20 protein-coding genes are annotated in these 24,509 nt (G+C 71.1%); 12 read left to right on the plus strand and 8 right to left on the minus strand.

The genetic code is table 11. The features are described 5' to 3' along the window. Positions 1-180 precede the first annotated feature (180 nt). The 7 genes from ACGFJ2_RS25535 (at position 181) to ACGFJ2_RS25565 (ending at position 8,770) form a co-directional block, all read left to right on the plus strand. Positions 181-843, plus strand: a complete 663-nt coding sequence (locus tag ACGFJ2_RS25535; RefSeq protein WP_393472161.1) for a cell division protein FtsQ/DivIB — start codon at positions 181-183, stop codon at positions 841-843. Between the two features lie 566 nt (positions 844-1,409). Then, positions 1,410-2,903, plus strand: a complete 1,494-nt coding sequence (gene ftsZ, locus ACGFJ2_RS25540) for a cell division protein FtsZ (protein WP_393472164.1) — start codon at positions 1,410-1,412, stop codon at positions 2,901-2,903. Between the two features lie 854 nt (positions 2,904-3,757). Beyond that, complete coding sequence (locus ACGFJ2_RS25545) at positions 3,758-4,435, plus strand: YggS family pyridoxal phosphate-dependent enzyme (protein ID WP_393472730.1); 678 nt, start codon at positions 3,758-3,760, stop codon at positions 4,433-4,435. A 141-nt stretch (positions 4,436-4,576) separates the two neighbouring features. Continuing rightward, positions 4,577-5,077, plus strand: coding sequence for a cell division protein SepF (locus ACGFJ2_RS25550; protein WP_225291780.1), 501 nt, complete (start codon positions 4,577-4,579; stop codon positions 5,075-5,077). Positions 5,078-5,157: 80 nt separating this feature from the next. Next, a complete protein-coding gene (locus ACGFJ2_RS25555) occupies positions 5,158-5,451 on the plus strand; it encodes a YggT family protein (RefSeq protein WP_357945412.1) in 294 nt (97 codons plus the stop codon). Positions 5,452-5,557: 106 nt separating this feature from the next. After that, positions 5,558-6,430, plus strand: a complete 873-nt coding sequence (locus tag ACGFJ2_RS25560; RefSeq protein ID WP_357945415.1) for a DivIVA domain-containing protein — start codon at positions 5,558-5,560, stop codon at positions 6,428-6,430. Between the two features lie 42 nt (positions 6,431-6,472). Next, the gene (locus ACGFJ2_RS25565) at positions 6,473-8,770 is read left to right on the plus strand and encodes a hypothetical protein (RefSeq protein WP_393472168.1); all 2,298 of its coding nucleotides are present in this window, start codon (positions 6,473-6,475) and stop codon (positions 8,768-8,770) included. 381 nt (positions 8,771-9,151) lie between these two features. On the opposite strand, the gene ACGFJ2_RS25570 is transcribed toward ACGFJ2_RS25565, so the two are convergent. Further along, positions 9,152-9,742 carry a TetR family transcriptional regulator gene (locus tag ACGFJ2_RS25570; RefSeq protein WP_357945420.1) on the minus strand — a complete coding sequence of 197 codons (591 nt, stop codon included), beginning with the start codon at positions 9,740-9,742 and terminating at the stop codon, positions 9,152-9,154. 119 nt (positions 9,743-9,861) lie between these two features. Here ACGFJ2_RS25570 and ACGFJ2_RS25575 point away from each other — a divergent pair, with 119 nt between their 5' ends. Then, positions 9,862-10,812, plus strand: a complete 951-nt coding sequence (locus tag ACGFJ2_RS25575) for an SDR family NAD(P)-dependent oxidoreductase (protein ID WP_393472171.1) — start codon at positions 9,862-9,864, stop codon at positions 10,810-10,812. A gap of 123 nt (positions 10,813-10,935) precedes the next feature. Here ACGFJ2_RS25575 and ileS read toward each other — a convergent pair whose 3' ends face one another. Further along, entirely contained in the window at positions 10,936-14,082 is a 3,147-nt protein-coding gene (ileS, locus tag ACGFJ2_RS25580; RefSeq protein WP_393472174.1) for an isoleucine--tRNA ligase, read from the minus strand. A gap of 440 nt (positions 14,083-14,522) precedes the next feature. Here ileS and ACGFJ2_RS25585 point away from each other — a divergent pair, with 440 nt between their 5' ends. The 3 genes from ACGFJ2_RS25585 to ACGFJ2_RS25595 are packed head-to-tail and all read left to right on the plus strand — an operon-like array spanning position 14,523 to position 16,379. Next, positions 14,523-14,912, plus strand: coding sequence for a TraR/DksA C4-type zinc finger protein (locus ACGFJ2_RS25585; RefSeq protein ID WP_357945428.1), 390 nt, complete (start codon positions 14,523-14,525; stop codon positions 14,910-14,912). Then, positions 14,876-15,457, plus strand: coding sequence for a signal peptidase II (gene lspA, locus ACGFJ2_RS25590; RefSeq protein ID WP_363989004.1), 582 nt, complete (start codon positions 14,876-14,878; stop codon positions 15,455-15,457). The genes ACGFJ2_RS25585 and lspA overlap by 37 nt, the downstream gene beginning before the upstream one ends. Further along, a complete protein-coding gene (locus ACGFJ2_RS25595) occupies positions 15,450-16,379 on the plus strand; it encodes an RluA family pseudouridine synthase (RefSeq protein WP_358181066.1) in 930 nt (309 codons plus the stop codon). Before lspA ends, ACGFJ2_RS25595 begins: the two co-directional genes overlap by 8 nt. A gap of 31 nt (positions 16,380-16,410) precedes the next feature. Here the strand turns inward: ACGFJ2_RS25595 and ACGFJ2_RS25600 are convergent, their stop codons facing one another. From ACGFJ2_RS25600 to ACGFJ2_RS25625, 6 genes are read right to left on the minus strand one after another with little or no spacing between them, the layout of a single operon-like run. Beyond that, complete coding sequence (locus tag ACGFJ2_RS25600) at positions 16,411-17,829, minus strand: protein kinase (RefSeq protein ID WP_357945433.1); 1,419 nt, start codon at positions 17,827-17,829, stop codon at positions 16,411-16,413. A gap of 10 nt (positions 17,830-17,839) precedes the next feature. Next, the gene (locus ACGFJ2_RS25605) at positions 17,840-18,151 is read right to left on the minus strand and encodes an AzlD domain-containing protein (RefSeq protein ID WP_357641961.1); all 312 of its coding nucleotides are present in this window, start codon (positions 18,149-18,151) and stop codon (positions 17,840-17,842) included. Next, on the minus strand, positions 18,148-18,810 hold the full coding sequence (locus ACGFJ2_RS25610) for an AzlC family ABC transporter permease (RefSeq protein ID WP_393472180.1): 663 nt from the start codon (positions 18,808-18,810) through the stop codon (positions 18,148-18,150). Before ACGFJ2_RS25610 ends, ACGFJ2_RS25605 begins: the two co-directional genes overlap by 4 nt. Before the next feature lie 11 nt (positions 18,811-18,821). Continuing rightward, positions 18,822-19,700: an AraC family ligand binding domain-containing protein gene (locus ACGFJ2_RS25615; RefSeq protein ID WP_393472183.1), complete on the minus strand. Its 879-nt coding sequence runs from the start codon at positions 19,698-19,700 to the stop codon at positions 18,822-18,824. An 8-nt stretch (positions 19,701-19,708) separates the two neighbouring features. Beyond that, positions 19,709-21,376, minus strand: a complete 1,668-nt coding sequence (locus ACGFJ2_RS25620; protein ID WP_393472185.1) for a serine/threonine-protein kinase — start codon at positions 21,374-21,376, stop codon at positions 19,709-19,711. Between the two features lie 10 nt (positions 21,377-21,386). Beyond that, complete coding sequence (locus tag ACGFJ2_RS25625; protein ID WP_357945441.1) at positions 21,387-23,138, minus strand: protein kinase; 1,752 nt, start codon at positions 23,136-23,138, stop codon at positions 21,387-21,389. A gap of 286 nt (positions 23,139-23,424) precedes the next feature. Between ACGFJ2_RS25625 and ACGFJ2_RS25630 the strand changes: the two genes are divergently transcribed. Continuing rightward, positions 23,425-24,432 carry a chorismate mutase gene (locus tag ACGFJ2_RS25630; protein ID WP_393472189.1) on the plus strand — a complete coding sequence of 336 codons (1,008 nt, stop codon included), beginning with the start codon at positions 23,425-23,427 and terminating at the stop codon, positions 24,430-24,432. Positions 24,433-24,509 lie beyond the last annotated feature (77 nt).

Consider the following 24,509-nt stretch of genomic DNA (forward strand, 5'->3'; position numbering starts at 1 on the left):
GGCCACAGGCGGCCGGGCGGCGGGGGTTCTGGCGGTGGGACTCTGGCGTGGCGCCGTGGGCGGTGGCCGGACGCGGCGTAGGTTCAGTGGCGCGCGGCGTGTGTGGCGGTGACTCTTGCGGCGTTGGTTCGATGGCGCACGGCGTGCCGGTTGCGCAAGGTGGGCGACCCTGGGAGGGCGATGAAGGCGCGCAACGCTTTTCTGGTACTGCTGACCGCCGGAGTGGTGGGCTGCGCCGTCTGGCTGATCTTCTTCTCGCCCGTGCTCGGCGTACGATCGATCGACATCGTGGGAAATGTCACAGTGCCTGCTGAGCGCATCGAGCAACAGGCCGGAGTGCCCGAGTTGCACCCACTGGCCACCGTCGATCTGGCCGGCGTCGAGGCCCGGGTGATGCAGATCAGGCAGCTCGCCTCGGCCAAGGTCGACCGGGTCTGGCCGGGCACGCTGAAGATCGAGGTGGTCGAGCGCGAGCCGATCGCCGCGATCACGGCCGGGGGCAAGGCGGCGCTGATCGACAAGGGGGGCGTCGTCATCGAGATCCAGAACACGGTCCCGCCCGGTCTGCCCACGCTCAAGGTGGACCGCCCGGCCGCCGGCGACCCCACGACCATGGCCGCGCTGCGGGTGATCCAGTCGCTGCCCGACGATCTCGCGGCCAAGGTACGGGGGGTCCGGGCCTCCTCGCCCGAGGGCGTGTCGCTGGAGCTCTCCGACGGCCGCAGCGTCGTCTGGGGCGGGGCCGACCGGGGCGCGGACAAGGCTCGCATCCTGAAGACCCTCCTGCGCCGCAAGGCCAGCGTCTACGACGTGAGCTCACCCGACGTGGTGACGCTCAAGTGAGCCGGATTCCCTATGTGGTGACGCTCGAGTCCCGCACCCACCGACGTGGTGACGCTCAAGCGTTGGAGCTGGACCCCACCGAGGTGGTGGCCGCCAAGTGCCGGAGCTGGACCCCACCGACGTGGTGACGGTCAAGCGCCCGGATTCCACCGTGCCGCCAACAGAGCCGTCGTACGGCGTGATCCGGGGGTGGGGCTGGCGCGTCCTATGGGATATGCGTCGCATAAAGGGCGGCGCACCCGTCAGAGCGCGCCGATCACGCCGCCCGCCGATGGCCGAGTCTGTCCGGGATGGGGCTTCCGGCGTGAGAGCCTGTAACACGGCGCGTGGCAGAGGAGGGTTCCGACCTGGCGGGACGACGGAGCGAAACGGACAGCCCGCGACACGCCGGACGTGCTTGCGGCGCGGTTAGTTGACCCGCCCGGAGCGTAACTCCTACTGTCCGTATCAATCCTCAGGTTGACATAAATCTGAATCTCAACTTGAGGTTGAGAGTTAACGAAGCAGAGAACGCGGAGACGATCCGCACCGAAATGGCAAGTCAACGAGCGGAAAGGCCCCTCGTCGTGGCAGCACCGCAGAACTACCTCGCGGTCATCAAGGTCGTCGGCATTGGCGGCGGCGGAGTGAACGCCGTCAACCGGATGATCGAGGAGGGACTCAAGGGCGTCGAGTTCATCGCGATAAACACCGACGCCCAGGCGCTGCTGATGAGTGACGCCGACGTCAAACTCGACGTGGGCCGCGAGCTCACCCGCGGGCTGGGAGCCGGCGCCAACCCCGATGTGGGGCGCAAGGCGGCCGAAGACCATCGTGAGGAGATCGAGGAGGTCCTCAAGGGGGCCGACATGGTCTTCGTGACCGCGGGCGAGGGAGGCGGCACCGGCACCGGCGGCGCCCCCGTCGTGGCGAACATCGCCCGATCGCTCGGCGCGCTCACGATCGGTGTCGTGACCCGGCCGTTCAGCTTCGAGGGCCGTCGCAGGGCCTCGCAGGCCGAGGCCGGCATCGAGACCCTGCGCGACGAGGTCGACACGCTGATCGTGATCCCCAACGACCGGCTGCTGTCGATCTCCGACCGGCAGGTGAGCGTGCTCGACGCGTTCAAGGCGGCCGACCAGGTGCTGCTGTCGGGTGTGCAGGGCATCACCGACCTGATCACCACGCCCGGCCTGATCAACCTCGACTTCGCCGACGTCAAGTCGGTCATGTCGGGCGCCGGTTCGGCGCTGATGGGCATCGGCCACGCGCGCGGTGACGACCGCTCGGTCGCCGCGGCCGAGATGGCGGTCTCCAGCCCGCTGCTGGAGGCCAGCATCGACGGCGCCCACGGCGTGCTGCTGTCGATCGCCGGCGGCTCCGACCTCGGCCTGTTCGAGATCAACGAGGCCGCCCAGCTCGTATCGATGGCGGCCGCGCTGGACGCCAACATCATCTTCGGTACGGTCATCGACGACGCGCTCGGCGACGAGGTCCGCGTCACCGTGATCGCCGCCGGGTTCGACGACGTGCCGCCGCCGGCGGAGAAGCCGCTCCCGCGCCCGCAGAGCCGTCCCGCCGCCCCGTCCACGGCTCCGCCCGCGTCGTCGCCGGTACGCCCCAGCGTCTCGGCGCCCAGCGTGAAGGCTGAGCCCGCGCCGCAGCGTTTCGACCAGCGCCCCGAGCCCCGGCCCGAACTGCGTCCCGAGCCGCGCTCCGACTTCAGGCCGGAGCCTCGCCCTGAGCCGCGCTCCGACTTCAGGCCCGAGCCTCGCCCTGAGCCCCTGCCCGAGCCGCGCGCCGACCTCCGTCCCGAACCGCCGCGCCCGGACCAGCGGTCCGACTTCCGCTCCGACCATCGGCCCGAGCCGGTGCGTCCGGTGGAGAGCGCGCCCGAGCCGGCGGCCCACGAGCCGATCGCCGACGAGCCCTCAGGCCCCGTCTCGATCCCGCGGCCCACGCCCGAGCCCGCCAATCCGCCCACGCCCATCACCTCCCGCATGTCGGAGCCCGCCAAACGCCGTCCGGTGGTTTTCGAGGAGCAGGAGGAGGAACTCGACGTCCCCGACTTCCTCAAGTAGCCCGACTCTCCGCCGCTCCTTCCTCACCGGGCCTCGACGGCCCTTCACCGGGGGAATGGAGCGGCGCAGCCGCGTTCGGGGCCGGTTCCTCCAGCCGGGTGATCTGGCTCGCCGGGCCGGGGTGATCTCACTCACGTAACCGGGACGGCCGAACCCACGTGGCGGGGGTGGCCGAGATTCATGCGGCCGGGGGCGGCTGGACCCACGTAGCGGGGGTGGCTGGACTCGCGTGGCGAGGGTGGCCGGACCCACGTGGCGGGGATGGCTGGACTCACGCCGTCGGGGGTGGCCGGACTCACGTAGCGGAAGTGATCGGACTTACGCGGCCGGGGTGGTAGGAGTCGCGCGGCCGGGGGCCGGGACCTTCCGTAGCCGGGGTGGTTGGACTCGCATGGAGCCGGGGTGGTCCGACTCAGGTGGCCGTGGTGGTCGGGAGTCGTGTAGAGCTGGGGTGACCGGACTCACGTGCCTCGTCACGGCGGCCGGCCCCGTGCGGGATCAGCGGCCGTCTTCCTGGAGGCCCCCGGCCCCGTGCGGCGGGTGGGGCCCACCGGGCTTGCCGTACCAGAAAAACAGTGCCGCACCACATGGGAGGCGCGCCCTGCGGCAGAGAGATACCCGAGCGGAGCGAAGAGGTGGACGTGAGCGTGAGTACGGACGAGACCGGCCGGACGCGGCAAGCCGCAAGTGATGGGACGCGCCGTGACGAGACGGACAGAGCGCGCCGTGACGAGGCCGACCGGACACGGCGAGACGAGAGTGATCGGACACGGCGAGACGAGAGCGACCGAGCGCGGCGAGACGAGAGTGACCCGGCGCGGCGAGACGAGACCGATCGGGCGCGGCGGGATGAGATCGCGGCGGGGCTGGCGGAGGTGGAGCGGCGGATCTCCGAGGCGTGCCGGGCGGCCGGGCGTGATCGGAGTGAGGTGACCCTGATCGCCGTGACCAAGACCTATCCCGCCTCCGACGTCCGCCTGCTGTGCGAGCTCGGTGTCCGCGAGGTCGGCGAGAACCGCGACCAGGAGGCCGCCCCCAAGGCGCGCGAATGCCGGGATCTCCCCCTGACCTGGCACTTCGTCGGCCAGTTGCAGACCAACAAGGTCCGTTCAGTGGTCTCCTACGCCGATGTGATCCACTCCGTCGACCGGCCCAGGCTGGTCGAGGTGATCAGCCGGGAGGCCGGGAAGCAGGGGCGCCAGGTCGGCTGCCTCGTACAGGTGGCGCTCGACGACGACCCGGCCAGGGGCGGCGCCAGGCCCGCCGACGTGCCGGAGATCGCCGACCTGATCGCCGAGGCCGCGCACCTGTGGCTGGGCGGGGTGATGGCCGTGGCGCCGCTGGGGGAGGACCCGGGCAAGGCGTTCGCCCGGCTGCGAGAGTTGGCCGCCGCCGTACGCGAGCGCCACCCCCGTGCCACGATGCTGTCGGCGGGCATGAGCGATGACCTCGGCGCGGCCGTCGCGCACAGCGCGACACACGTTCGGGTCGGTACGGCGTTGCTCGGTCGTCGCAAGCCCTTCGTCAGGTAATGTCCCGTCAAGTGGGTCTTACAGGCCCGCTACCACCAGTAGAGGTCGATCAGCGGTGAGCTCCAAGGGGGTACGGCTGCCGCCTCGGACCCGGCGACAGGCCCGAGCGAGTGCGACCATGAGCAGGAGGACGACGTAGCGATGGCCGGCGCGATGCGCAAGATGGCGGTCTACCTCGGTCTCGTGGAGGACGACCGCTACGAGAGGTATGAGACCTACCCGGACGAGTACGCCTACGAGGACGAGCCCCCGCGGACCGGCGAGGAGCGGGCCGTAGCGGTCCAGGAACGCGACGACGAGGCAGACTCCGGGGTCCCCGCGCCGAGGCCATCCACGACCGTCCTGGAGCGCCGTACGACCGATCTGGCGCGCATCACCACCCTCCACCCCCGGACCTACAACGAGGCCCGGACGATCGGCGAGCACTTCCGCGACGGCACCCCGGTCATCATGAACCTGACCGAGATGGTTGACAGCGACGCAAAACGCCTGGTCGATTTCGCGGCAGGTCTGGTCTTTGGCCTACATGGCAGCATTGAACGTGTTACCAACAAGGTGTTCCTGTTGTCCCCAGCCAATGTCGAGGTGACCGCCGAGGACAAGGCTCGAATCGCGGAACGCGGGTTCTTCAACCAGAGTTAGAGTCTCTGTATGTCTATCGCACCCAACCAGGCCTCACCGAGGCCCGGCGGGCACATCAGAAGTGGAGGCGCGGCCAGACCGTGGGGATCGTAAGCCAGATCTTGGTCGTAGTCCTGTCTCTCTATTTGGTGCTGCTCATCGGCAGGATGATCTTTGAGACGGTCCAGGCGTTCGCCCGTCAGTGGCGCCCTTCGGGCGTCGTGCTCGTGCTCGCCGAGGCCACCTACACCGCAACCGACCCACCTCTCAAGTTCCTCCGCCGTTTCATTCCCCCGCTCCGGTTGGGTACGGTGGCCTTTGACCTAAGCTTCACAGTCCTCTTCATCATCGTTCTGCTCTTGATCCAGATCGCCGGATCACTGGGCCCGCGGTGATGGAGGCCGTGGTGCACCGGTCGTGATCCAACTCGTGTCCGCGCTGAAGTGATTCGGGTTAACCGTCCCTCCGGACAGACTCCAAGCGCGCCAAGGAGACCAAAAGATGCCGCTGACGCCCGCTGATGTGCGGAACAAGCAGTTCAGTACCACTCGGCTACGGCCGGGCTACGACGAGGAAGAGGTCGACGCCTTCCTCGACGAAGTCGAGGCTGAGCTCGACCGCCTGATCCAAGAGAACGAGGAGCTCCGCGCCAAGCTGGCCGAGTGCCTGCGCGGTAAGGTGCCCGGGGGCATGAGCATGCCCATGGCCTCCGCTCCGGTGCAGGAGCAGCCGAAGCCCGAGATGATGATGCCGCCGCAGCCGGAGCCGATGAAGGTTCCCGAGCCGCAGCAGCAGCCTCAGCCGGTCCCCGTCATGAACATGCCTCCGGCCGAGGACAACATGGACACCGCGGCCCGCGTGCTCGCGCTGGCCCAGCAGACCGCCGACCAGGCGATCTCCGACGCCCGCCGCGAGGCGGACGAGACGGTCACCCGCGCCCGCCGCGAGGCCGACGAGATCCTCACCAAGGCTCGCCGCCAGGCCGAGCAGGTCATCGGCGACGCCCGTGCCCGCGCCGAGACGCTCGAGCGCGACGCACAGGAGCGTCACCGTCAGGCCATGGGTTCCCTCGTCCAGACCCGTGACGAGCTGGAGCGCAAGGTCGAGGAGCTGCGCAGCTTCGAACGCGAATACCGCAGCCGTCTCAAGCTCTACCTGGAGAACCAGCTCGCCGAGCTGAACGTCTCCGCGGAAGGCAGCGGTGGCTTCCCGGTCATGACCGGCGGCGGTCCCTCGGCGGCGGCTCCGGCCATGTCGCACGCGGTGCCTCAGGGTGGTCAGCAGCCTCTCCCCGGTGGTCCCAACCCGTTCGGCGGTGACTCCCCGCAGGGCGCTTTCCCCGGCGGTGACGGTCCGCACAACGACCGCCGGTAAAGTAGCGGGTCATCAAGGACCCGTCACTCGAAAGAGCCCTTTGTGATCCTAATCAGTGCTGGTTTGGTGCTCGCGGCGGTTGTCTTGCTGATCGCGGGCTTCGTTCTGGCAAAGCCGTTCCTGATCATGTGGTCCATCGTGGTCAGCGTGCTGTCCGCGCTGTTCCTGGTGATCGGGGCGCTGCTGCGGCGTCACGAGCTGTTTCCCGGTGGTGGGCGGGCCGCTGCGCCGGCCACCCCGCCGGTGGGGCACGCGCCGGCCGGCCTGCCGCATGGCCAGACCCAGCCGGGTCCCCTGGGGGCCCCGATGGGAGCGCCGCCGTCGCCGCGTCCACAGACGCTCCAGCAGACGGCCACCGCGCCGACGCAACGCCGTCCCGCGGTGCGCGGGATCTCCCCGGACGCGCTCGTCCTGGTGATCCCCGGACGCAAGCGCTATCACGTCCCGGGTTGCCGCCAGCTGATCGGACGGGATCAAGAGGAGCTCACGTACGAGGAGGCGCGCGAGGAGGGCTTCACGCCCTGTACGGCGTGCCTGCCGGATGCAGCGCTCGGCGGACGGCAGCTGCCGCCTGCCGCCGGCCCCGAGCCCGCTGCCGCCTCCAAGCCCGGCGGCGTTGAGCCCGCCGTCACCCCCTTGGCCGGCGCTTCTGGCCCCGGTTCTGCTACCGGCGCCGCGTCCGCTTCCGGCCCCGTTACCGGCTCCGTGTCCCCCATGGGCCCCGCGCCGGTCGGCGGTCCCAAGCCCGGATCCGCGCCTTCATCGGCCCCCAAGCCTGGTTCCGGCCCTTCATCGGCTCCCAAGCGTGGCCCCGAGCCTTCGCAGACTCCCAAGGTCCCCGCGGACCTCCGGGCCGAGGCGCCCGGCGCCACGCGCGACCTGCGCCCCCCGGTGTCCGGCGGCCCGGCGAAGCCGAAGCCCGACTCGAAGGCCGCCACCCCCGCCCCGGACCCCGCCGATGCCCCGGCCGAGCCGACCGGCTGGTTCGCCCGCCCCGCGGAGCCCGCGCCGTCGTCCAGCGCCACGACCAAGCCGGCCGCCTCAGGGCCCGGCAAGGACCGCACGGAACCCCCGTCGCCCGACCCTTCCGCCGGCCCGAGGCTGGCCCCGTACATCACCACCATGCCGTCGTCGGGTCAGCCGTCGTCCGGTCAGCCGTCGTCCGGTCAGTCGTCGTCCGGGCAGACCAGGAGCGGGCAGCCGTCGTCGGGCAAGCCTGGGAGCAGCCAGTCAGCGTCGGGCAAGCCTGGATCCGGTCAGTCAGCGTCCGGCAAGCCTGGGTCCGGTCAGCCGTCGTCCGGCCCGTCCGGCATCGGCCGTACCGAGACCGGCAAGCCCGGAAGCCGCCAGCCTGGGGCGACCGACAAGCCGGAGACGCCCGGAAGGCCGGAGACGCCCGGAAAGTCGGGAGCAGGTCGGCCCGGAGAGCGCCCCTCGTCCGTCGCGGCAGAGGCCGCCGGTCAGAGCCGTGGCGGACCGGACCGAGGTGCCGCGCCGGACCTCGACGACTCTGGGCCCGCGACGGCGCCTCAGCGTGCCGTACCGGCGGGAGATCCCGCGCCGCAGCGTCCCGGCCCCGGCAAGGCCGGCTGGAGTCCCTCGTCGGACCGGCCTGAGCGCCCGGCCGTGGCGCCCGAGCGTCCCGCCTCGTCGGCCGAGTCCGCGGCCAAGCCCAAGGGCCCCCTGCCGACGGGGCCGGCCGCGTCCGGTAAGCCGGGGCGGCCCGGATCCGGAGGGGAGACGTCCGGCTCGGAGGGAGAGCGGTCCGGGGCCAAGGGAGAGACGTCCGGGGCCAAGGGAGAGCGGTCCGAGTCGGTGGGCGGGACCGTGATCATGCCGGTGCAGTCCGGAGCCGCTTCCGAGGCTGCGTCCAAGGCAGAGAGCGCTGGGCCGGCGAGTGGGTCGCGCCCGGCCAGTGGGAGACCCGCTGCCGGTACGACGCCTGCGACGAGCAGACCTGCGGAGAGCGCCAAGGCGGCCGAGAGCGCCAAGACAGTGGCCAAAGCGTCCGAGCCCGCATCCGCCAAGCCGGATAGCGCCTCGTCCACTAAGTCGGACAGCGCCGCGTCTGCCAAGGGGTCCTCTGGCGGGGGAGACGCCGACCCCGCCAAAGAAGCGACAGCCAAGGGCGGCAAACCCGACAGTGAAGGCGCGGGGAAGAGCGGGCGGTCGGCCACGGTGAAGGTCATCGTCGGCACCCGCCGCTACCACAGCACCGCCTGCCCCCTCATCCGGGGCGCGGGTGAAACGGGTGTGGAGACCATGACGATTTCGCAGGCCGAGTCGGCCGGTCTGACGAGCTGCTCGGTCTGCCAGAACGATCGCGAGTCCGTCAGCTAGGTGAGGCCGGGCGTAAGCCTCGACGTTGGTTCAGCGGCCAACGCAGAGGTTGTCCGGGTGCTGGGCACTGCGGTTTGTCGGGCCGCCGGTCGTGGAGGCCGGACCGGCGGGCAAGTAGATCGCAGGCGGGCTGGCCAGCGAGAGCGTCGGCGGGCCGGGCTGGCCACCGAGGCCCTTCGCCTGGGAGATCACCCCGGCAGCCCTTGAGGATCGCACGGCCCAGGCCGAGCGGGGGAGCGAGCGGCCGGGTTCAGCGGCAGAGCGAACGGACCGGGTCGAGTTGCGGTGCGAGCGGACCGGGTGAGGCCCGGTTAGGCGGGGTGCGGTGCGAGCGGACCGGGTGAGGCCCGGTCAGGTGAGGCCCGGTCGGGCGGGGTCCGGTCAGGTGTCCGTGGGTGATTCGGGCCAGCCGGATTGGAGGAGGTCGAAGATGGCGTGCATCGCGGCCAAGGGGTCTGCTTCCGTGCCTGCGAGCTCCGGGATCTCCAGGACGTAGCGGGCGAGCGCGCGGACCGTCATGTCGGCGGGGTCGCGGCCGCTCTCCGTGGCGATCGCCTCGGCCAGGGCGCCCTCGCTCGCTATCCAGAGCTTGCGTGAGTATTCCCGCAGGGCGGGCGTGCTCACGATCAGGTCGCGTTTGCGCCGAAGGTCGGGCGGGAGGTCTTCGGTGAAGGGTCCCCGGCCGGCCAGGCAGCGGCGCAGGGCTTCCAGCACCGACTGACCGGCGGGACGGTCGTGGATCGCGGCGACCAGCCACACGTGTCGTTCGGCGCCGTCGTCGAAGATCAGCGCTTCTTTGCCGTCCGGTACGTGCGCGAACAGCGTGGCGATCGAGACGTCCGCCTCGTCGGCGATCTGAGCGACGGTGACGCCGTCGTAGCCATGCTCGGAGAACAGCCGCAACGCCGCGTCCGACAACGCCCGGCGGGTCTGTGCCTTCTTGCGCTCGCGGCGCCCCATCGTCGTCGCCATGCCTCCACTGTATCCCAAAACTAGAATGCATCTGAAACTATAGTGATTATAGTTTCTTGGTCGGTAAGCGCCTGGCCGTGCCAGCCGACACGACGACCTCCCCATGTAAGGAGCCGGACATGACCAACCCCCACAGCCCAGACCCCTGGGACGTGCGCCGCCTGCCGCGCGCCGACGGTAAGAACTTCCTGGTCACCGGCGGCAACGCGGGCATCGGATACTTCGTCGCGGAACAACTCGCCGGCACCGGTGCCACCGTCATCCTCGGCAGCCGGAACACCGCCAAGGCCGAAGCGGCTCAGGTCCTGATCCGCGCCCGCATCCCCGGCGCGCGCGTCCGTCACATCCCGCTGGACCTCGCCGATCTCTCCTCGCTCAAAGCCTCCGTGGACGCGCTGGGACTGGACAGGCTGGACGCGGTCGTCTGCAACGCCGGGGTGCTGCTCGACCAGCCGCCGCGGCGCGAGACCAAGGACGGCAACGAGTTGATGTTCGCCACCAATCACCTGGGGCACTTCGCCCTGACCTGGTGGCTGGCGCCCCTGCTGACGGCCGCGTCCGCGAGCCGGGTGGTCACCACCGGCAGCTTCACGGCCAAGTCCGAGAGCCTGGATCTCGACGATCTCCAGAGCACGCGCGATTATCGGCCGAAACGAACGTACGCGCGATCGAAACTCGCGCAGATGCTCTTCGGGCTCGAACTCGACCGCCGCCTGCGCGCCGCCGGCAGGACGACGCTGAGCGTGCTCACCCACCCCGGCGGCGCGCTCGACTCCCTCACCCCGTCACGCCCGCCGGTGCACCTGAGGACCACCGGTGAACGGCTGCGTGGTCTGCCGGCCGGCCTCCTCCTCCAGGGCAAGGAGGCCGCCGCCTGGCCCGCCGTCCGGGCCGTCCTCGACCCGTCCGTGGGCGGCGGCCAGCTGTGGGGGCCGCGGGTGTTCGGGATCCGCGGCTTGCCCACCCTCGAACCCCTGCGAGGCCACCTGGCCGACGCCGATCTCGCGGCGCGCGTGTGGACCGCCAGCGCCGACCTGACCGGCCTCGATCCGAGCTTCGGCCTCGGGTGAGCCCGATGGTCGATCGGCCCAGAGGGGCCACCAGGCGCGAAGCCGAGTGGGACGCGGCCAGGCGGGTAGCCCGTCAGCCGAGTGGGACGCGTCCAAGAGACACGTCCCACCCCATACGGCTCGTCAGGCGCGGCGCAGCTGGAACGTCAGCCCCAGGTCCGTCTCCGAGTGCGACGGCAGCCCATCCTCGATCCCCTCCGTGACGGTCGTGGCGAGTACTTCCTCCGCCACCGCCTGCCACCCCGACCGCAGCGCCTGCGCCAGGTCCGGGTCGGCGGCCGACCACCACAGGGAGATCCGGTCCGTGATGGTCAGGCCCGTCGACTTGCGGGCCTCCTGGACCAGGCGGATGACCTCGCGCAGCAGACCGGCCCGGCGCAGCTCGTCCGTCAGCTCCAGGTCGAGCGCCACCGTCTCGCCGGTGCCCGTGTCGACGGCGCCGGTCTCGACGGCCCAGCCCGAGCGCGGCTGCTCGGTGACGATCACGTCATCGGGGCCGAGCGACACCGCGCCGAGCTCCGGTACGTCCACCGTGACAGAGGCGCCGGAGCGGAGGGTGGGCGCCAGGGAGGCGGCCTCCGCCGCGCCGACGGCCGCCGCCACCAGCTTGGTCTGCGAGCCGAACCGCTTACCGAGGGCCCGGAAGTTGGGCTTGACGGTGTAGGACACGAGATCGGCGCTGAAGCCGGACATGTCCTCGAGAGCCTGGACGTTCAGCTCGTCGGCGATCAGATCCCGCAGTTCGGACGGGAGTGAGGGCCAGCCGTGCGCTCCGACCAGGGCCCGGCCGAGCGGCTGCCGGGTCTTGACGCCGGAGGAGGCACGGGCCGAGCGGCCCAGCTCGACCAGCCGTCGTACCAGCGCCATCCGCTCCGACAGCGTGGGGTCGAGCAGGTCCTCGCGTACGGCGGGCCAGGAGGTCAGGTGTACGGAGGAGGGCGCGCCCTCGCCGCGCAGCACGTCCCACAGGTAGTCGGTGACGAACGGCGCGATGGGCGCCATCAGCCGCGTGACCGTCTCCAGGCACTCGTACAGCGTCGCGAACGCGTCCGCCGACCCCTGCCAGAAGCGGCGGCGCGAGCGGCGCACGTACCAGTTGGACAGGTCGTCCAGGAACTCGGCCAGCCGGCGCCCGGCCCGCTGGGTGTCGTACTCGTCCAGCGCGCCCGTGACCTCGGCCACCGTGCGGTGCAGCTCGGCCAGCGCCCAGCGGTCGAGCAGCGGCCGCTCGGCCGCGGGGGTCGCCTGCGCCAGCCGCTCGGGCGTCCACGACTCGGCGTTGGCGTAGAGGGTGAAGAACGAGGCCGTGTTCCAGTACGTCAGCAGGACCTTGCGGACGATCTCCTCAAGGGCGTTGTGCCCCACGCGGCGGGCCGCCCACGGCGAGCCGGAGCAGGCCATGAACCAGCGCAGCGCGTCGGCGCCGTGCTCGTCCATCAGCGGCATGGGCTCCAGGATGTTGCCCAGGTGCTTGCTCATCTTGCGGCCGTCCTCGGCCAGGATGAGCCCGAGGCAGAGCACGTTCTCGTAGGACGACTGGCCGAACACCAGCGTGCCCACGGCCATCAGCGAGTAGAACCAGCCACGCGTCTGGTCGGTGGCCTCGCAGATGAACTGCGCCGGGTAGAGGCCCTCCGGCTTGCCCCGCTCGCCCCACTGGGCGAACGGCATGGACCCGGAGTCGTACCAGGCGTCGATGACGTCGGGCACGCGGCGGGCCTCGGCCGAGCAGGTCGGGCAGGGGAAGGTGACGTCGTCGACGTACGGGCGGTGCGGGTCGAGCGCGGAGACGTCGCGGCCGGCCAGCGTGCCCAGCTCCTCCATCGACCCGACACACGTCACGTGGGACTCGTCGGCGGAGCAGACCCACAGCGGCAGCGGGGTCCCCCAGTAGCGCGAGCGCGACAGCGACCAGTCGACGTTGTTGCGCAGCCACTCGCCGAACCGGCCCCACTTGATGGTGTCGGGGTACCAGTTGGTCTTGGCGTTCTCGGCCAGCATCTGGTCCTTGACCGAGGTGGTCCGGATGTACCAGGAGGGGAGCGCGTAGTAGAGCAGCGCCGTGTGGCAGCGCCAGCAGTGCGGGTAGCTGTGCTCGAAGTGAGTGCCGCGGAACAGCAGGCCGCGGGCCCGCAGGTCCTCGGTGAGGCCCTCGTCGGCGTCCTTGAAGAACTGGCCGCCGACCATCGGCACGTCGTCGAGGAAGCGGCCGTCGGGGCCGATCGGGTTGACGACCGGCATGTCGTAGCGCTTGGTCACCGCCAGGTCGTCGGCGCCGAACGCCGGAGCCTGGTGGACCAGCCCGGTGCCGTCCTCGACCGTCACATAGTCGCCGAGCACCACGTAGTGGGCGCCGGGGATGTCGACCAGCTCGAACGGCCGCGTGTAGGAGGTGTGCTCCAGGTCGCGGCCGGTGAAGCGGGCGACCTCGGTGGCGCCCTCGCCGAGCACCGACAGCAGTGGCTCGGCGACGACCAGCACCTCGCCGTCCGCCGTGCGGGCCGCGACGTAGGTGACCTCGGGGTGTACGGCCACGGCGGTGTTGGAGACCAGCGTCCACGGCGTCGTCGTCCACACCAGCAGGGCGGCGCCGAGCTCGCTCAGCGGGCCGGAGGTGACGGGCATGCGCACGTAGACCGACGGGCTGGAGACGGTCTCGTAGCCGCCGGGCTGGCCGAGCTCATGGTCGGACAGGCCGGTGCCGCAGCGCGGGCAGTAAGGGGTGATGCGGAAGTCGCGGAACAGCAGGCCCTTGTCGAAGATGACCTTGAGCGACCACCAGACCGACTCGATATAGGACGGGTCCATGGTCCGGTAGGCGGTGGACAGGTCGATCCAATAACCCATCCGCTCGGTCATCTGCTCGAAGGCGTCGACGTGGCGCAGCACCGACTCGCGGCATTTGGCGTTGAATTCCGCGATGCCGTACGCCTCGATGTCCTTCTTGCCGCTCAGGCCGAGCTCCCGCTCGATGCCGACCTCGACCGGCAGGCCGTGGCAGTCCCAGCCCGCCTTGCGCGGCACGCTGAAGCCCCGCATCGACTTGTAGCGGGGGAACAGGTCCTTGAACACCCGGGCCTCGACGTGGTGGACGCCGGGCAGGCCGTTGGCGGTGGGCGGGCCCTCGTAGAAGGTCCAGGAGGGGTTGCCGTCGTTCTGCTCGACGGAGCGCTCGAAGATCTTCCCGTCCCGCCAGCGGTCGAGGACCTCGCGCTCGAGCGCGGGCAGGTCGACCTGCGCGGGAAGAGGGCGGAAAGAAGGGGAAGACATCTCGGGCGGGCCTCCACGCGATCACTGGCTGACAGGTGAGCGTGAAGGGACGAAGCCGTGCGGCCCCGCGGTACCACCCTTCTTGACCTCAGGTGAGGCCCTCTTCGTTTGGTCTGCGGCCGGGTCTAGTGAGCTCGCGAGAGCCGTTCTTCCGGCGGCTCCGGGGTGATGTCCGTCACAGACGGGCCCCATCAACGCCTTGCAGCTTCACACCATAACGCAGAGTGGACCGCAAAGCTTCCGGGTTCGCGGTCGGCAGGTAGTGAACTCGTAAACCCCGACAAAGTTGTGGGAATGGGCGCCTCTGAGGAGGAGTTGAACGAGCGGGGCGGGATATTACGGGAGAGGTAAATCGTCCGGCGGGTCGTTTGCTGTTCTGTTATGGGGGACCTAAGCTGCCCGCACCATTTACGGCCTTGTTCCAGCATGGGGAGGTAGCCATGGCGCCAGTCACGCAGACCGCTACACCGTCGATGTGGTCTGAGGAGGAGCTCGCCGACGTCCGCGGCCGGCTGCAGAGCGAGATCGACGAGCTCAACACCGACATTCTTCGCCATGAGTCCGAGATCGCCTCGGGTGACGTCACCCAGGGGGCCGGTGACGACCAGGCCGACGCGGGTGCCAAGACGTATGAGCGCGAACGCGAGATCGCCCTTACCCTGAATGCGCGCGACCTCGTCGCGCAGAACGAACGTGCGATCGCCCGGATCGACGCAGGGACCTATGGAGTGTGCGAATCGTGCCACAAGCCGATCGGCAAGGAACGTCTGCAGGCGTTCCCGAGGGCGACGCTGTGCGTGGCCTGCAAGCAGAAGGAGGAGCGCCGGTAGGGGGGCGACGCGGCCGCCTCTTCGCGGTCCTCGTCGTGCTGGCGGTCGTGATCTATGCGACCGATCTGATCACCAAGACGCTTGTCCTGCGGACGCTTGAGGGCAAGGCGCCCATGGTGGTCATCCAGGACGTCCTGCAGTTCCGGGTGATCTTCAATTCCGGTGCCGCCTTCAGCATCGGCACCGGAATGACGATCATCTTCACGTTCATCGCGGCGGGTGTGGTGGTGGCCATCCTCCGCACGGCCCGCAAGATGCGCAGCCTACCGTGGGCGATCACGCTGGGGCTGCTGCTCGGCGGGGCGCTGGGCAACCTGACCGACCGGCTGCTGCGCTACCCGTCCGGGATCGGCAGGTCCGTGCAGTTCCAGGGGCACGTGGTCGACTGGATCGAGGTGCTGCCCGGACACTTCCCGGTGATCGACTACTTCCCGGTGTTCAACGTGGCCGACTCGGCGATCGTCTGCGGCGGGATCCTCGCGGTGATCCTGGCCTGGCGGGGCTACCAGATCGACGGCACCAGGGAGGGCGGCAAGCGTGGCTGACCAGCGTAGCCTCCCGGTGCCCGACGGGCTGGAGGGCGAGCGGCTGGACGCCGCGATCTCCCGCCTGTTCGGCTTCTCCCGCACCCGCGCCGCCGAGCTGATCGTCGCGGGCGAGGTGCTCGTGGACGGGCACGCGCCCGCCAAGTCCGACCGGGTGCACGCGGGCGCCTGGCTCGACGTGACCCTCCCTCCGCCGGTCAGTACGCCCATGCCGGTCGCCGAGCCGGTGCCCGGCATGTCGATCGTGTACGAGGACGACGACATCGTCGTGGTCAACAAGCCGATCGGGGTGGCCGCCCACCCGACCGTCGGCTGGACCGGCCCGACCGTGATCGGCGGCCTGCTCGGCGCCGGCCACACGATCGCCACCAGCGGCGCGGCCGAACGTCAGGGCATCGTGCACCGCCTCGACGCCAACACGACCGGCGCCATGGTCGTGGCCAAGAGCGAGCACGCCTACTCCCACCTCAAGCGCGCCTTCAAGGAACGCACGGTCGACAAGCGCTACCACGCGCTCGTACAGGGACATCCCGACCCGTTCAGGGGCACTGTCGACGCGCCCATCGACCGGCACCCGTCGGGCGACGGCCGGTTCGCCGTGGTCGCCGGGGGCAAGCCGTCGGTCACCCATTACGACACCATCGAGGCGTTCCGGGCGGCCTCGTTGCTGGACATCAAGCTGGAGACCGGCCGTACGCACCAGATCCGGGTGCACATGTCCGCGCTGCGTCACCCGTGCGTGGGCGACCTGATGTACGGCGCCGACCCGACGCTCGCCGCCCGGCTGGGCATCACCCGGCAGTGGCTGCACGCGGTGTCGCTCGGGTTCGAGCACCCTAGCTCGGGCGAGTGGCTGACGTTCACCACCGACTACCCCGCCGACCTCCAGCGGGCCCTGGACGCCGTACGCGACGAGTCCTGACCGGCGCCCTTCCCTGGTGTGGGACGGCGCCCTAGTCGGCGTTGTCGGCCGGAGGGACGTCGACGGGCTCGTCGGGCTCTTCGCTGGCCTTCGCCGAGGTCTTGGTGCTCTTCTTGGGGGTCTTGCTCTTGGCGGGCGTGGCCGAGGGCTTCTTCGTCGGCTCCTTCTTTTTCGTTGGCTCCTTCGTGGGCTCCTTCTTCGTCGGCGTTCCGGTCGGGGCCGGGGTGGGCTCGCCGGTCCGGTCGCTGGAGGGCGGGGCGCTCTGCCGTACCTGGTTCTGGTCGGTGGTCGGCTCGTGCGTCTCGGTCTGCGTGGGCGTCGCCGAGGGGGTCGGGCCCGAAGGCTGGACGCTGGTCGTACGCACCACGGCCGGGACCGTCGTCACCGGCTGGCGGGCCTGGGACTGCCGGTTCGTCCACCACGCCGCGCCCGCGGTCAGGACGACGAGGGCGAGCGTGCCGGCCGCGACCGCGGTGAGCGGCGGTCTGCGACGCCACCCGGATGGCGCCGGGCCCGCGTCGGATCCGGCTGCCGCGACGGGCGCGGCTATGGCTCCTGTTTGCGGCATCGGGTCCCGTTTGGGCACCGTGGGCGGCGCCGGGACGTTCACCGGCGCGGTCTCCTCCGGTGAGCTGCCGATCAGCAGCCGGTGGATCCGCTGCTCGGCCTCGTCCAGCGTCATCCGCTCGGCCGGGTCCTTGCGCAGCAGCCCGAGGATGACCGGGGCCAGCATGCCCGCGCGGGCCATCGGGGCGGGCTCGGAGTGCAGCACCGCGCCCAGCGTGGCCAGCGCGTGAGGGCGTTGGAACGGCGACTCGCCCTCGACGGCGTAGTACAACGTCGCGCCCAGCGCCCACAGGTCCGAGGCGATCTGGGCCCCACCGCCGGCCGCCCGCTCCGGCGCCATGAACGCGGGCGTGCCGACCAGCACCCCGGTCCTCGTGACAGGCGCCTCGCCCTCGGTGGTGGCGATGCCGAAGTCGGTGAGAACGGCCCGGCCGTCCGGGGTGAGCAGCACGTTGTCCGGTTTGACGTCGCGGTGCAGGACCCCGGCGGCGTGCGCGGCCCGCAGCGCCTCCAGTAACTGCAGCCCGATGTCGGCGGCCTCGGCCGGTGCCATCGGGCCGTCCTCGCGCACCAGATCGCCGAGGGTGCGCGAGTGGACGAGCTGCATGACGATCCACGGGTGGCCGTGCTCTTCGAGCACGTCGTAGACGGTGGCGACGCCGGGGTGCGCCACCCGTCCCGCGGCTCTGGCCTCGCGGAAGGTACGCACCGAGAAGACGTCTCGCTCGGGGTCGGTCAGGTCAGGAGGGGGATGGATCTCTTTGACCGCCACGTCTCGGCCGAGTACTTCGTCGTGGGCCTGCCAGACGGTTCCCATCCCACCCTGGCCGATGGTTCTGATCAGTCGGTAACGTCCGCCGACCAGCAGCGCAGAATCGGACATGCTCCGCCGTCTACCCGATAAAAACCCGGACAAGCGCGGTCACTATTGCTGCTGTCGCCAGAATCACCAGGAATGGGGCGCGCAGCAGGAGCGCGACGACGGCCGCGCCCAGCCCGGCCGTGCGGGCGGCGTCGAAGTGGAGCTCGCCGTGCTCGGTGAACATCTGCACCGCGATCAGGGCGGCCAGCAGCGCCACGGGCACGAGTTCGGCGAAGCGGCGGACCCGGGGATGGTCGAGCACCCGGCGCGGTGCCGCCAGCCCGGCCAGCTTGAGGGCGTAACACCCGGCGCACACCGCCGCGATCGCCCACCACAGCGTCATCGGACCAGCACCGCCAGAACGACGACCGCCGACAGCAGCACGGGCACGCCCGGAGGGAAGAACGGCGTCGCGCAGAGCGCGACCGCCGCGCCGGCCACCGCCAGCCACCTGATCTGGGCGCTGCCCGTCAGGCGCGGCCACAGGATGGCCAGGAAGGTCGCCGGGCCGACCGCGTCCAGCCCCAGCGCGCCCGGATCGCCCAGGAACGACGTGCCGAGCGCCCCGGCCAGCGTGGTGAGGTTCCAGGTGACGTACAGGCTGGCGAAGGTGGTCGCGAACGCGGTGCGTGCCGCCTCGGGCGAGGGCTGGGCGAGTGTGACGGCGGTGGTCTCGTCGATCACGCCCTGCGCGGCGAGCAGCCGGCGCGGGCCGCGTACCCGGAGCAGGTCGGCCAGGCGCAGCCCGTACAGGGTGTTGCGGCCGCCCAGCAGCAGCGCGCCCGCGGCGGCCGCCACCAGGTCGCCGCCCGCGCCCACCGCTCCGGCCAGCGCGAACTGCGAGGCGCCGGTGAAGGCCAGCAGGCTCAGTACGCACGCCTGCGCCACGCTGAGGCCCGCGGTGATCGCCGCGGCGCCGAAGGCGAGCCCGGACAGCCCTACGGCCAGGCCCACGCCAAGACCGTCCCGTATCGCGGCGGAACGGTGTGTTGTCTGTCCCATGAGACGTGAGGCTAGGTGAAGAGGAAATCGCCGGTCTTGTACGTTCCTGCTGACCGTTGGTAGGCCGCGGGTGGCACGCCCACGATGCGTTTGAAGTGCCGGTTCAGGTGGGCTTGGTCGGTGAAGCCCAGTTCGGCGGCCACCTGCGCCGGCCTTACGCCCGAGTCCAGGAGCCGGCGGGCCCGCTGGATCCGCATGGAGATCAGGTAGGCGTGGGGCGGCAGGCCGGTCGCGGCCTTGAACGCGCGCAGCAGCGGGAACGGCCGCGCCCCGACGGCCTGCGCGAGATCGTCCAGGGACGGCGGGTCCACCAGGCTCTCGTGCAGGACCTCCAGCGCCTCGGCGACCGCTCGTCCGCCTTCGGCGGGCAGGACGGCGGACGGGCGCGGCGTGGCGTGCCGGATCAGCAGGCGGGAGAAGAAGCCGCGCATCAGCGACGAGGCGGCCAGCGCGTCGCCCCGCTCGGCGGCCAGGTGCGCCCGGCCGAGCAGCGCCGCGACCGCTTGGTCCCGCACCACCTGCTCGGGGAAGTACGGCGTCGTGTACGGCAGGCCGAGCTCGGCCGCGAGCCCCGAGAGCGCCTCCACCGATGGGTAGAGCATCCGGTACGACCAGCCGTCCGCCGTGCCCGCCTGGCCGGTGTGCACCGCCTCCGGGTTGACCAGCACCACCTCGCCCGCGCCCGCCCGGTGCAGGTCGCCGCGATACTCGAACTCCTCCACGCCGTCGAGGATGAGTCCGATCGCGTAGCCGTCGTGCACGTGCCGGGTGAAGCGGTGGGTGACGTAGTGGGCCTTGAGCAGGTCCAGCTGGGGCAGCGCCGGGTGGCGCCAGAAGCGCGCCCGCTCCTTCGCCGCCTCGTTCACCGGGTCGTTCGCTGGGTCATTCACTGGGTCATTCACTGGGGCCTGAATGTCTTGACGAACTCGTCGAAGTAGTGCCGGTCCTGGTCCCACCATGAGTCGGCCGTGTCCCAGTAGAGGGCGAAGTGGCGGCCGTCGGCGGTGCGGAAGCCGCGGTTGATCACGTGGATCAGCATGCTGCCGCGCTTCCTGGTGAACTCCCAGTCGGCGGCCGGCCGGCCGAGGTAGGACGTGGCCCGGATGCCGATCCGCTTGTAGCCGTCGAACTCCCCCTTGGCCTGGATCTCCTTCTCCAGCTCCACCCAGCGGCGCTCGGGGTCGGCCGAAGGTTTCTCGGGGACGGTCCACTCGACGATCATCTGGCCCGGTGTGCCGGGGCCGGTGATGGTGATGCTGTCCCTGTCGGGGTTCTTCTTGGCCTGCCAGTCCTTGGGGAGGCCGATCGAGAAGTCCCCGGCGGAGTTGACGAGCCGGCGCCAACCGGCGGGCAGCCGCGGCGGGCTGGGCGTCGCGGTCGGCTCGGCGGTGCGGGTGGGGGATGGCGTCGTCGTCCCGCTGGAGGTGGGGGTCGGAGTGGCGCTGGGGGTGGGGGTGGGCGTGCCGGTGGGGGACTGCTGGGAGGTGACGACGTACCAGCCGCCCGTGCCCAGCGCCGCGACGGCGATCACGACCGCGGGCACGGCCATGAGCCACCCGCGCCGACGGGTCCGTACGGGCATGGTCCCCGCGGGCCCGAATCCGCCGGGTACCCGGGTTCCCGCGGACGCGAACCCGCCGGGTACCTGGGTTCCCGCAGGCCCGAATCCGCCGGGTACCTGGGCTCCCGCGGGCCCGAACCCCCCGGCTACCGGGCCGCCGGGTTGCGGGGTCTGAGGTCCGGCATATCCGTACACCATAGGTTCGGCGGCGGCGGTCCGGAGCAGGTGGGCGGCCTCGTCGGCGGGCATCCTCGCGGCCGGGTCCCGCTGCAGCAGGCCCATGATCACCGGGCCGAGCACGCCTGCCCTGACCGGCTGCCCGGGCAGGTCGCGCAGCACCGCCGCGACCGTCGCCGCCCACGAGTCGCGCTTGAACGGCGGCGCGCCCTCGACGGCCGCGTACAGCGTCGCGCCCAGCGACCACAGATCGGACTCGGGCCGGGCGGGCTCGCCGTTGAGGCGTTCGGGCGGCATGTAGGCGGGCGTGCCCACCAGGCCACCGGTGGCGGTCAGACCGGCCTCGGCCTCCAGCGAGGCGATGCCGAAGTCGGTGAGCACCACCCGGCCGTCATCGGCGAGCAGCACGTTCTCGGGCTTCACATCGCGGTGCAGCACCCCGGTCGCGTGCGCGGCCCGCAGCGCGTCGAGCACCCTGCCGCCGATCGCCGCGGCCTGCGCGACCGGCAGTGGGCCGTGCTCGCGGATCACCTCGGCCAGCGACCGCGAGCGGATCAGCTGCATGACGATCCACGGGCGGCCGTCCTCCTCGACGACGTCGTGGATGACGATCACCGAGGGGTGGTCGAGGCGGCCCGCCGCCCTGGCCTCCCTGATGGTCCTGCGGTTGAGCTCGGCCCGCTTGTCCTCACCGACGCCGGTGTAGCGGACCTCCTTGATCGCTACCGTACGGTCGAGCAGCTCGTCGTAGGCACGCCATACCACGCCCATCCCGCCCTCGCCAAGCGGTTCGATGAGCCTATATCGGTTGCTGACCTGCCTTTCCACGCAGGGAAGCCTACTTGGCCGGGGTGAAGGTCGCGGCGAACGTGTCGAAGAAGTGCTTGTCCTTCTTCCACCGGCTCTCGAGGTTGTGCCAGTAGATCGCGTAGCCGCGGCCGTTGGCGACGAAGCCGCGGTTGCGCACCTTGGTCGGGCCGGTGTTCGTGTTCCAGGTGAAGTCCCAGTCGGCGGCCGGCCAGCCGCGGAAGTCGACCGCCTTGATGCTGATCTTGTCGTAGCCGCCGAACCCGTATTTGGCGGTCTTCTCCTGCCTCTTCCAGTCCTTGAGCGGGTCCTTGCCGGGGTTCGTCGTCATCTCGAACATGATGTACGCGTTGCTGCCCGCCCCCTTGCCATGGAAGGCGATCTGGTTGCTGTTGTGCCGGTACCTCGTCCAGCCCTTCGGCAGCGCGACGGAGAACTTCAGCTTCTTGTTCGTGTACATTCTCCAGCCGTCGGGCACCGCGGCGGCCGTCTCGGTGGGCTTCGGCGTTGGCGTTGGCGTCGGCGCGGCGGACGGGCTGACGGTCGGCGTGGCGGATGGAGCCGCGCTGCTCGGCGTGGTCTTCGGCGGGTCGGCGGTCGCCGCGGTCGGCTTGGCCGAGTCCTTGACAGGAGGCGTGACGGACGCGGACTTCGTCCCGTCCTCCGGGCTGTCCTTGGCCGAGCGCAGGCCGAGATAGCCGCCCAGGCCCGCCACGAGCACGACCGCGACGATCACGCCGACGATCGGGCCCCACCGTCGGCCGTCGGGCCGGACGGCGTTCTGGGTGGACTGGGGAGGCTCCTCGGAATGCGCGCCGGTCGCCGGGGTGAGCCGCGCACCGGTCTCGGGCGGGGCGTCGGCGGCCGCCGCCAGCAGGTTGGGGTCGGTCGGGGTCTCGTCCACGGCCGGCGGGATCACCGCGGTCGGCGCGGGCGCGGACGCCGAGGACTTCCGTGACCGTTGCTGCGTGATGACGGCCCGCAGCAACTCCCCGGTCTCCTCGTAGCCGAGGCGCTGCACCGGCTCCTTGGTCAGCAGGCCGCTGATCACGCCGCTGAGCGGCCCGGCGTGGGGAGCCGGGTCCGGTTCGTCGGTTAATACGGCGTGCATGGTCGCGAGCGCCATGCCGCGCTCGTGTGGCGAGCGGCCTTCCACCGCCGTGTAAAGGGTCGCGCCGAGCGACCACAGGTCCGACTCGCGCCGCGCGGGCAGCCCCTTGAGCCGCTCGGGCGCGATGAACGCCGGAGTGCCCGCCAGCCCCGTCACCGTGAGCTGCGTCTCCGTCTCCAGCGTCGCGATGCCGAAGTCGGTGAGCACCACCCGGCCGTCATCGGCGAGCAGTACGTTCTCCGGCTTGACATCCCGGTGCAGGACGCCGGACTCGTGCGCGCGATGCAGCGCGTCGAGCACGGCCAGGCCGATCTCGGCCACCCGCTTGGGCGGCAATGGCCCATCCTGCTTGATCACTGCTCCCAGGGAGCGTGACTGGACGAGCTGCATGACGATCCAGGGCCGGCCGTCCTCCTCGATCACGTCGTGTACGACGATCACGTTCGGGTGCTCGAACCTGGCCGCTGCCCTCGCCTCACGCATCGTGCGCCGGTTCAGCAGCTGCACCTCGTCACCCAGCGCGGCGGCGTATCTGACCTCCTTGACCGCGACCGTGCGGTCGAGAAGCTCGTCATGGGCTCGCCAGACGATGCCCATGCCACCTCTGCCGATGGGTTCCTGCAGCTGGTAACGACCGGCGATGCGGCGTCCGTCCCGCTTGCGATCCGACATCAACGGCCTCGTACCCTCCTCTAGGCCAGGAAATACTCCCATAGCGAGGGATCAACGGCGACTCGCCTGAAGGCTAGTCCGCTATGTGAGAGGGGGAGTCCAGCAGGTGGAGGGCCGGTGTAAAGTCTAGACATGACTTGTCGCTACGCGTTTACCGAGCCGGCTCCGGGAGGGCCGGTCGTCGGCTAGCGACCACCCGGAGTCGGCAACAGGCAGAGACGCCATCGTCTCTGCCTTTTTGATTTCCTGCCGGTTCCAGGGGAGCCGGCCGATGTGGGGAGCCGAGATGTCATCGACCTTGGAACGGCACGTGGTGACCGTGGGCGGCCTGCGGGTGGGCGACGGCCCGGCGGTGGTGATCGACCGCCGGATCAGCCTGCGCGGGCCGGGCAACGGCGCGACCGGGCTGGGCACGACCGGGCTGGGCGGGGCGACAGGGCCTGGCGTGCCCGGCGGGGCGACTGGGCCGGGCGGGCCGAACGGGTGGGACCGGGTGGAAGCCCGGCGTGACGGGGTGACGCTGGTCGAGCCGGGCTCGGCGGCCGACCTGCCGGCGATCGCCGGGGCGGCCGACGGCGTGGTCGTCGGGGCGGCGTGGACGCGCGACATCCCCCTGGTGCGGGCCGTGGCCGGGCTGGGCCTGCCGGTGGTGGTCGAGCGCCGGGCGTCGGCGACGCTGGAGGAGTGGCTGGGGCTGGCCGACTACTGCGCCCTGGAGTGCGACGACCGGGTGATCCTGTGCGAGACGGGACGGCTGGACCTGGGGCTGCTGCGGGCCGCGCGGGCGGCGTCGGGGCGGCCGGTGCTCGCCGACGTGAGCGCGGACCTCGGGCTGTCGGCGGCGGCGGTGGCGGCGGGCGCGGACGGCCTGATCGTGGGCGGCCCCGTCGGGGGTACAGGTGACGCCCGCCGGACGGAAGAGCGCGGGGAGGCCGATGTACGGCTGGCCGAGGAGGCGGTGGCGCTCGTCGGAGCGCTGGTCCGTCCCGAGGCGCCCGCCACGCTGCCCGAGTGCAGGCAGGCGATCGACCGGGTGGACGCGGCGCTGGCCACGCTCCTGGAGCGCCGCGCCGCGCTCGCCGGGATCGTACAGACCCTCAAGCCGGTGGGCGGCTTCGCGGGCCGCGACATGGCGCGCGAGCGGGCGCTCGTCGCCCGGATGGCCGAGCACGCCCCCGAGTTGGGCGAGGCCCGGCTGGTCCCCATCATGAACGCCGTCATAGAGGCGGGCCTGAGCCTGGCCGAGGAACGATCGGCCAACGGCCGGAGCCACCGACCGGAAACGACGGCGTAGGGGCGACGAAGGCTCGCTGGGTGTTCATACACCCCCGAAGGGGCCTCTGCCACGTTGCTTGCGCCCTCCTGGAGGGC

It is taken from the genome of Nonomuraea sp. NPDC049028 (genome assembly GCF_043197735.1).
In the GTDB taxonomy this organism is placed as follows: domain Bacteria; phylum Actinomycetota; class Actinomycetes; order Streptosporangiales; family Streptosporangiaceae; genus Nonomuraea.

Bases quoted from the DNA above. Each gene is read 5' to 3' on its own strand.
- ACGFJ2_RS25600 (WP_357945433.1), bottom strand. From the start codon at position 17,829: ATGTCCGATTCTGCGCTGCTGGTCGGCGGACGTTACCGACTGATCAGA.
- ACGFJ2_RS25625 (WP_357945441.1), bottom strand. From the start codon at position 23,138: ATGTCGGATCGCAAGCGGGACGGACGCCGCATCGCCGGTCGTTACCAG.
- ACGFJ2_RS25550 (WP_225291780.1), top strand. From the start codon at position 4,577: ATGGCCGGCGCGATGCGCAAGATGGCGGTCTACCTCGGTCTCGTGGAG.
- ACGFJ2_RS25630 (WP_393472189.1), top strand. From the start codon at position 23,425: ATGTCATCGACCTTGGAACGGCACGTGGTGACCGTGGGCGGCCTGCGG.
- ACGFJ2_RS25560 (WP_357945415.1), top strand. From the start codon at position 5,558: ATGCCGCTGACGCCCGCTGATGTGCGGAACAAGCAGTTCAGTACCACT.
- ACGFJ2_RS25570 (WP_357945420.1), bottom strand. From the start codon at position 9,742: ATGGCGACGACGATGGGGCGCCGCGAGCGCAAGAAGGCACAGACCCGC.
- ACGFJ2_RS25605 (WP_357641961.1), bottom strand. From the start codon at position 18,151: ATGACGCTGTGGTGGGCGATCGCGGCGGTGTGCGCCGGGTGTTACGCC.
- ACGFJ2_RS25585 (WP_357945428.1), top strand. From the start codon at position 14,523: ATGGCGCCAGTCACGCAGACCGCTACACCGTCGATGTGGTCTGAGGAG.
- ACGFJ2_RS25575 (WP_393472171.1), top strand. From the start codon at position 9,862: ATGACCAACCCCCACAGCCCAGACCCCTGGGACGTGCGCCGCCTGCCG.
- ACGFJ2_RS25535 (WP_393472161.1), top strand. From the start codon at position 181: ATGAAGGCGCGCAACGCTTTTCTGGTACTGCTGACCGCCGGAGTGGTG.
- ACGFJ2_RS25610 (WP_393472180.1), bottom strand. From the start codon at position 18,810: ATGGGACAGACAACACACCGTTCCGCCGCGATACGGGACGGTCTTGGC.
- ileS (WP_393472174.1), bottom strand. From the start codon at position 14,082: ATGTCTTCCCCTTCTTTCCGCCCTCTTCCCGCGCAGGTCGACCTGCCC.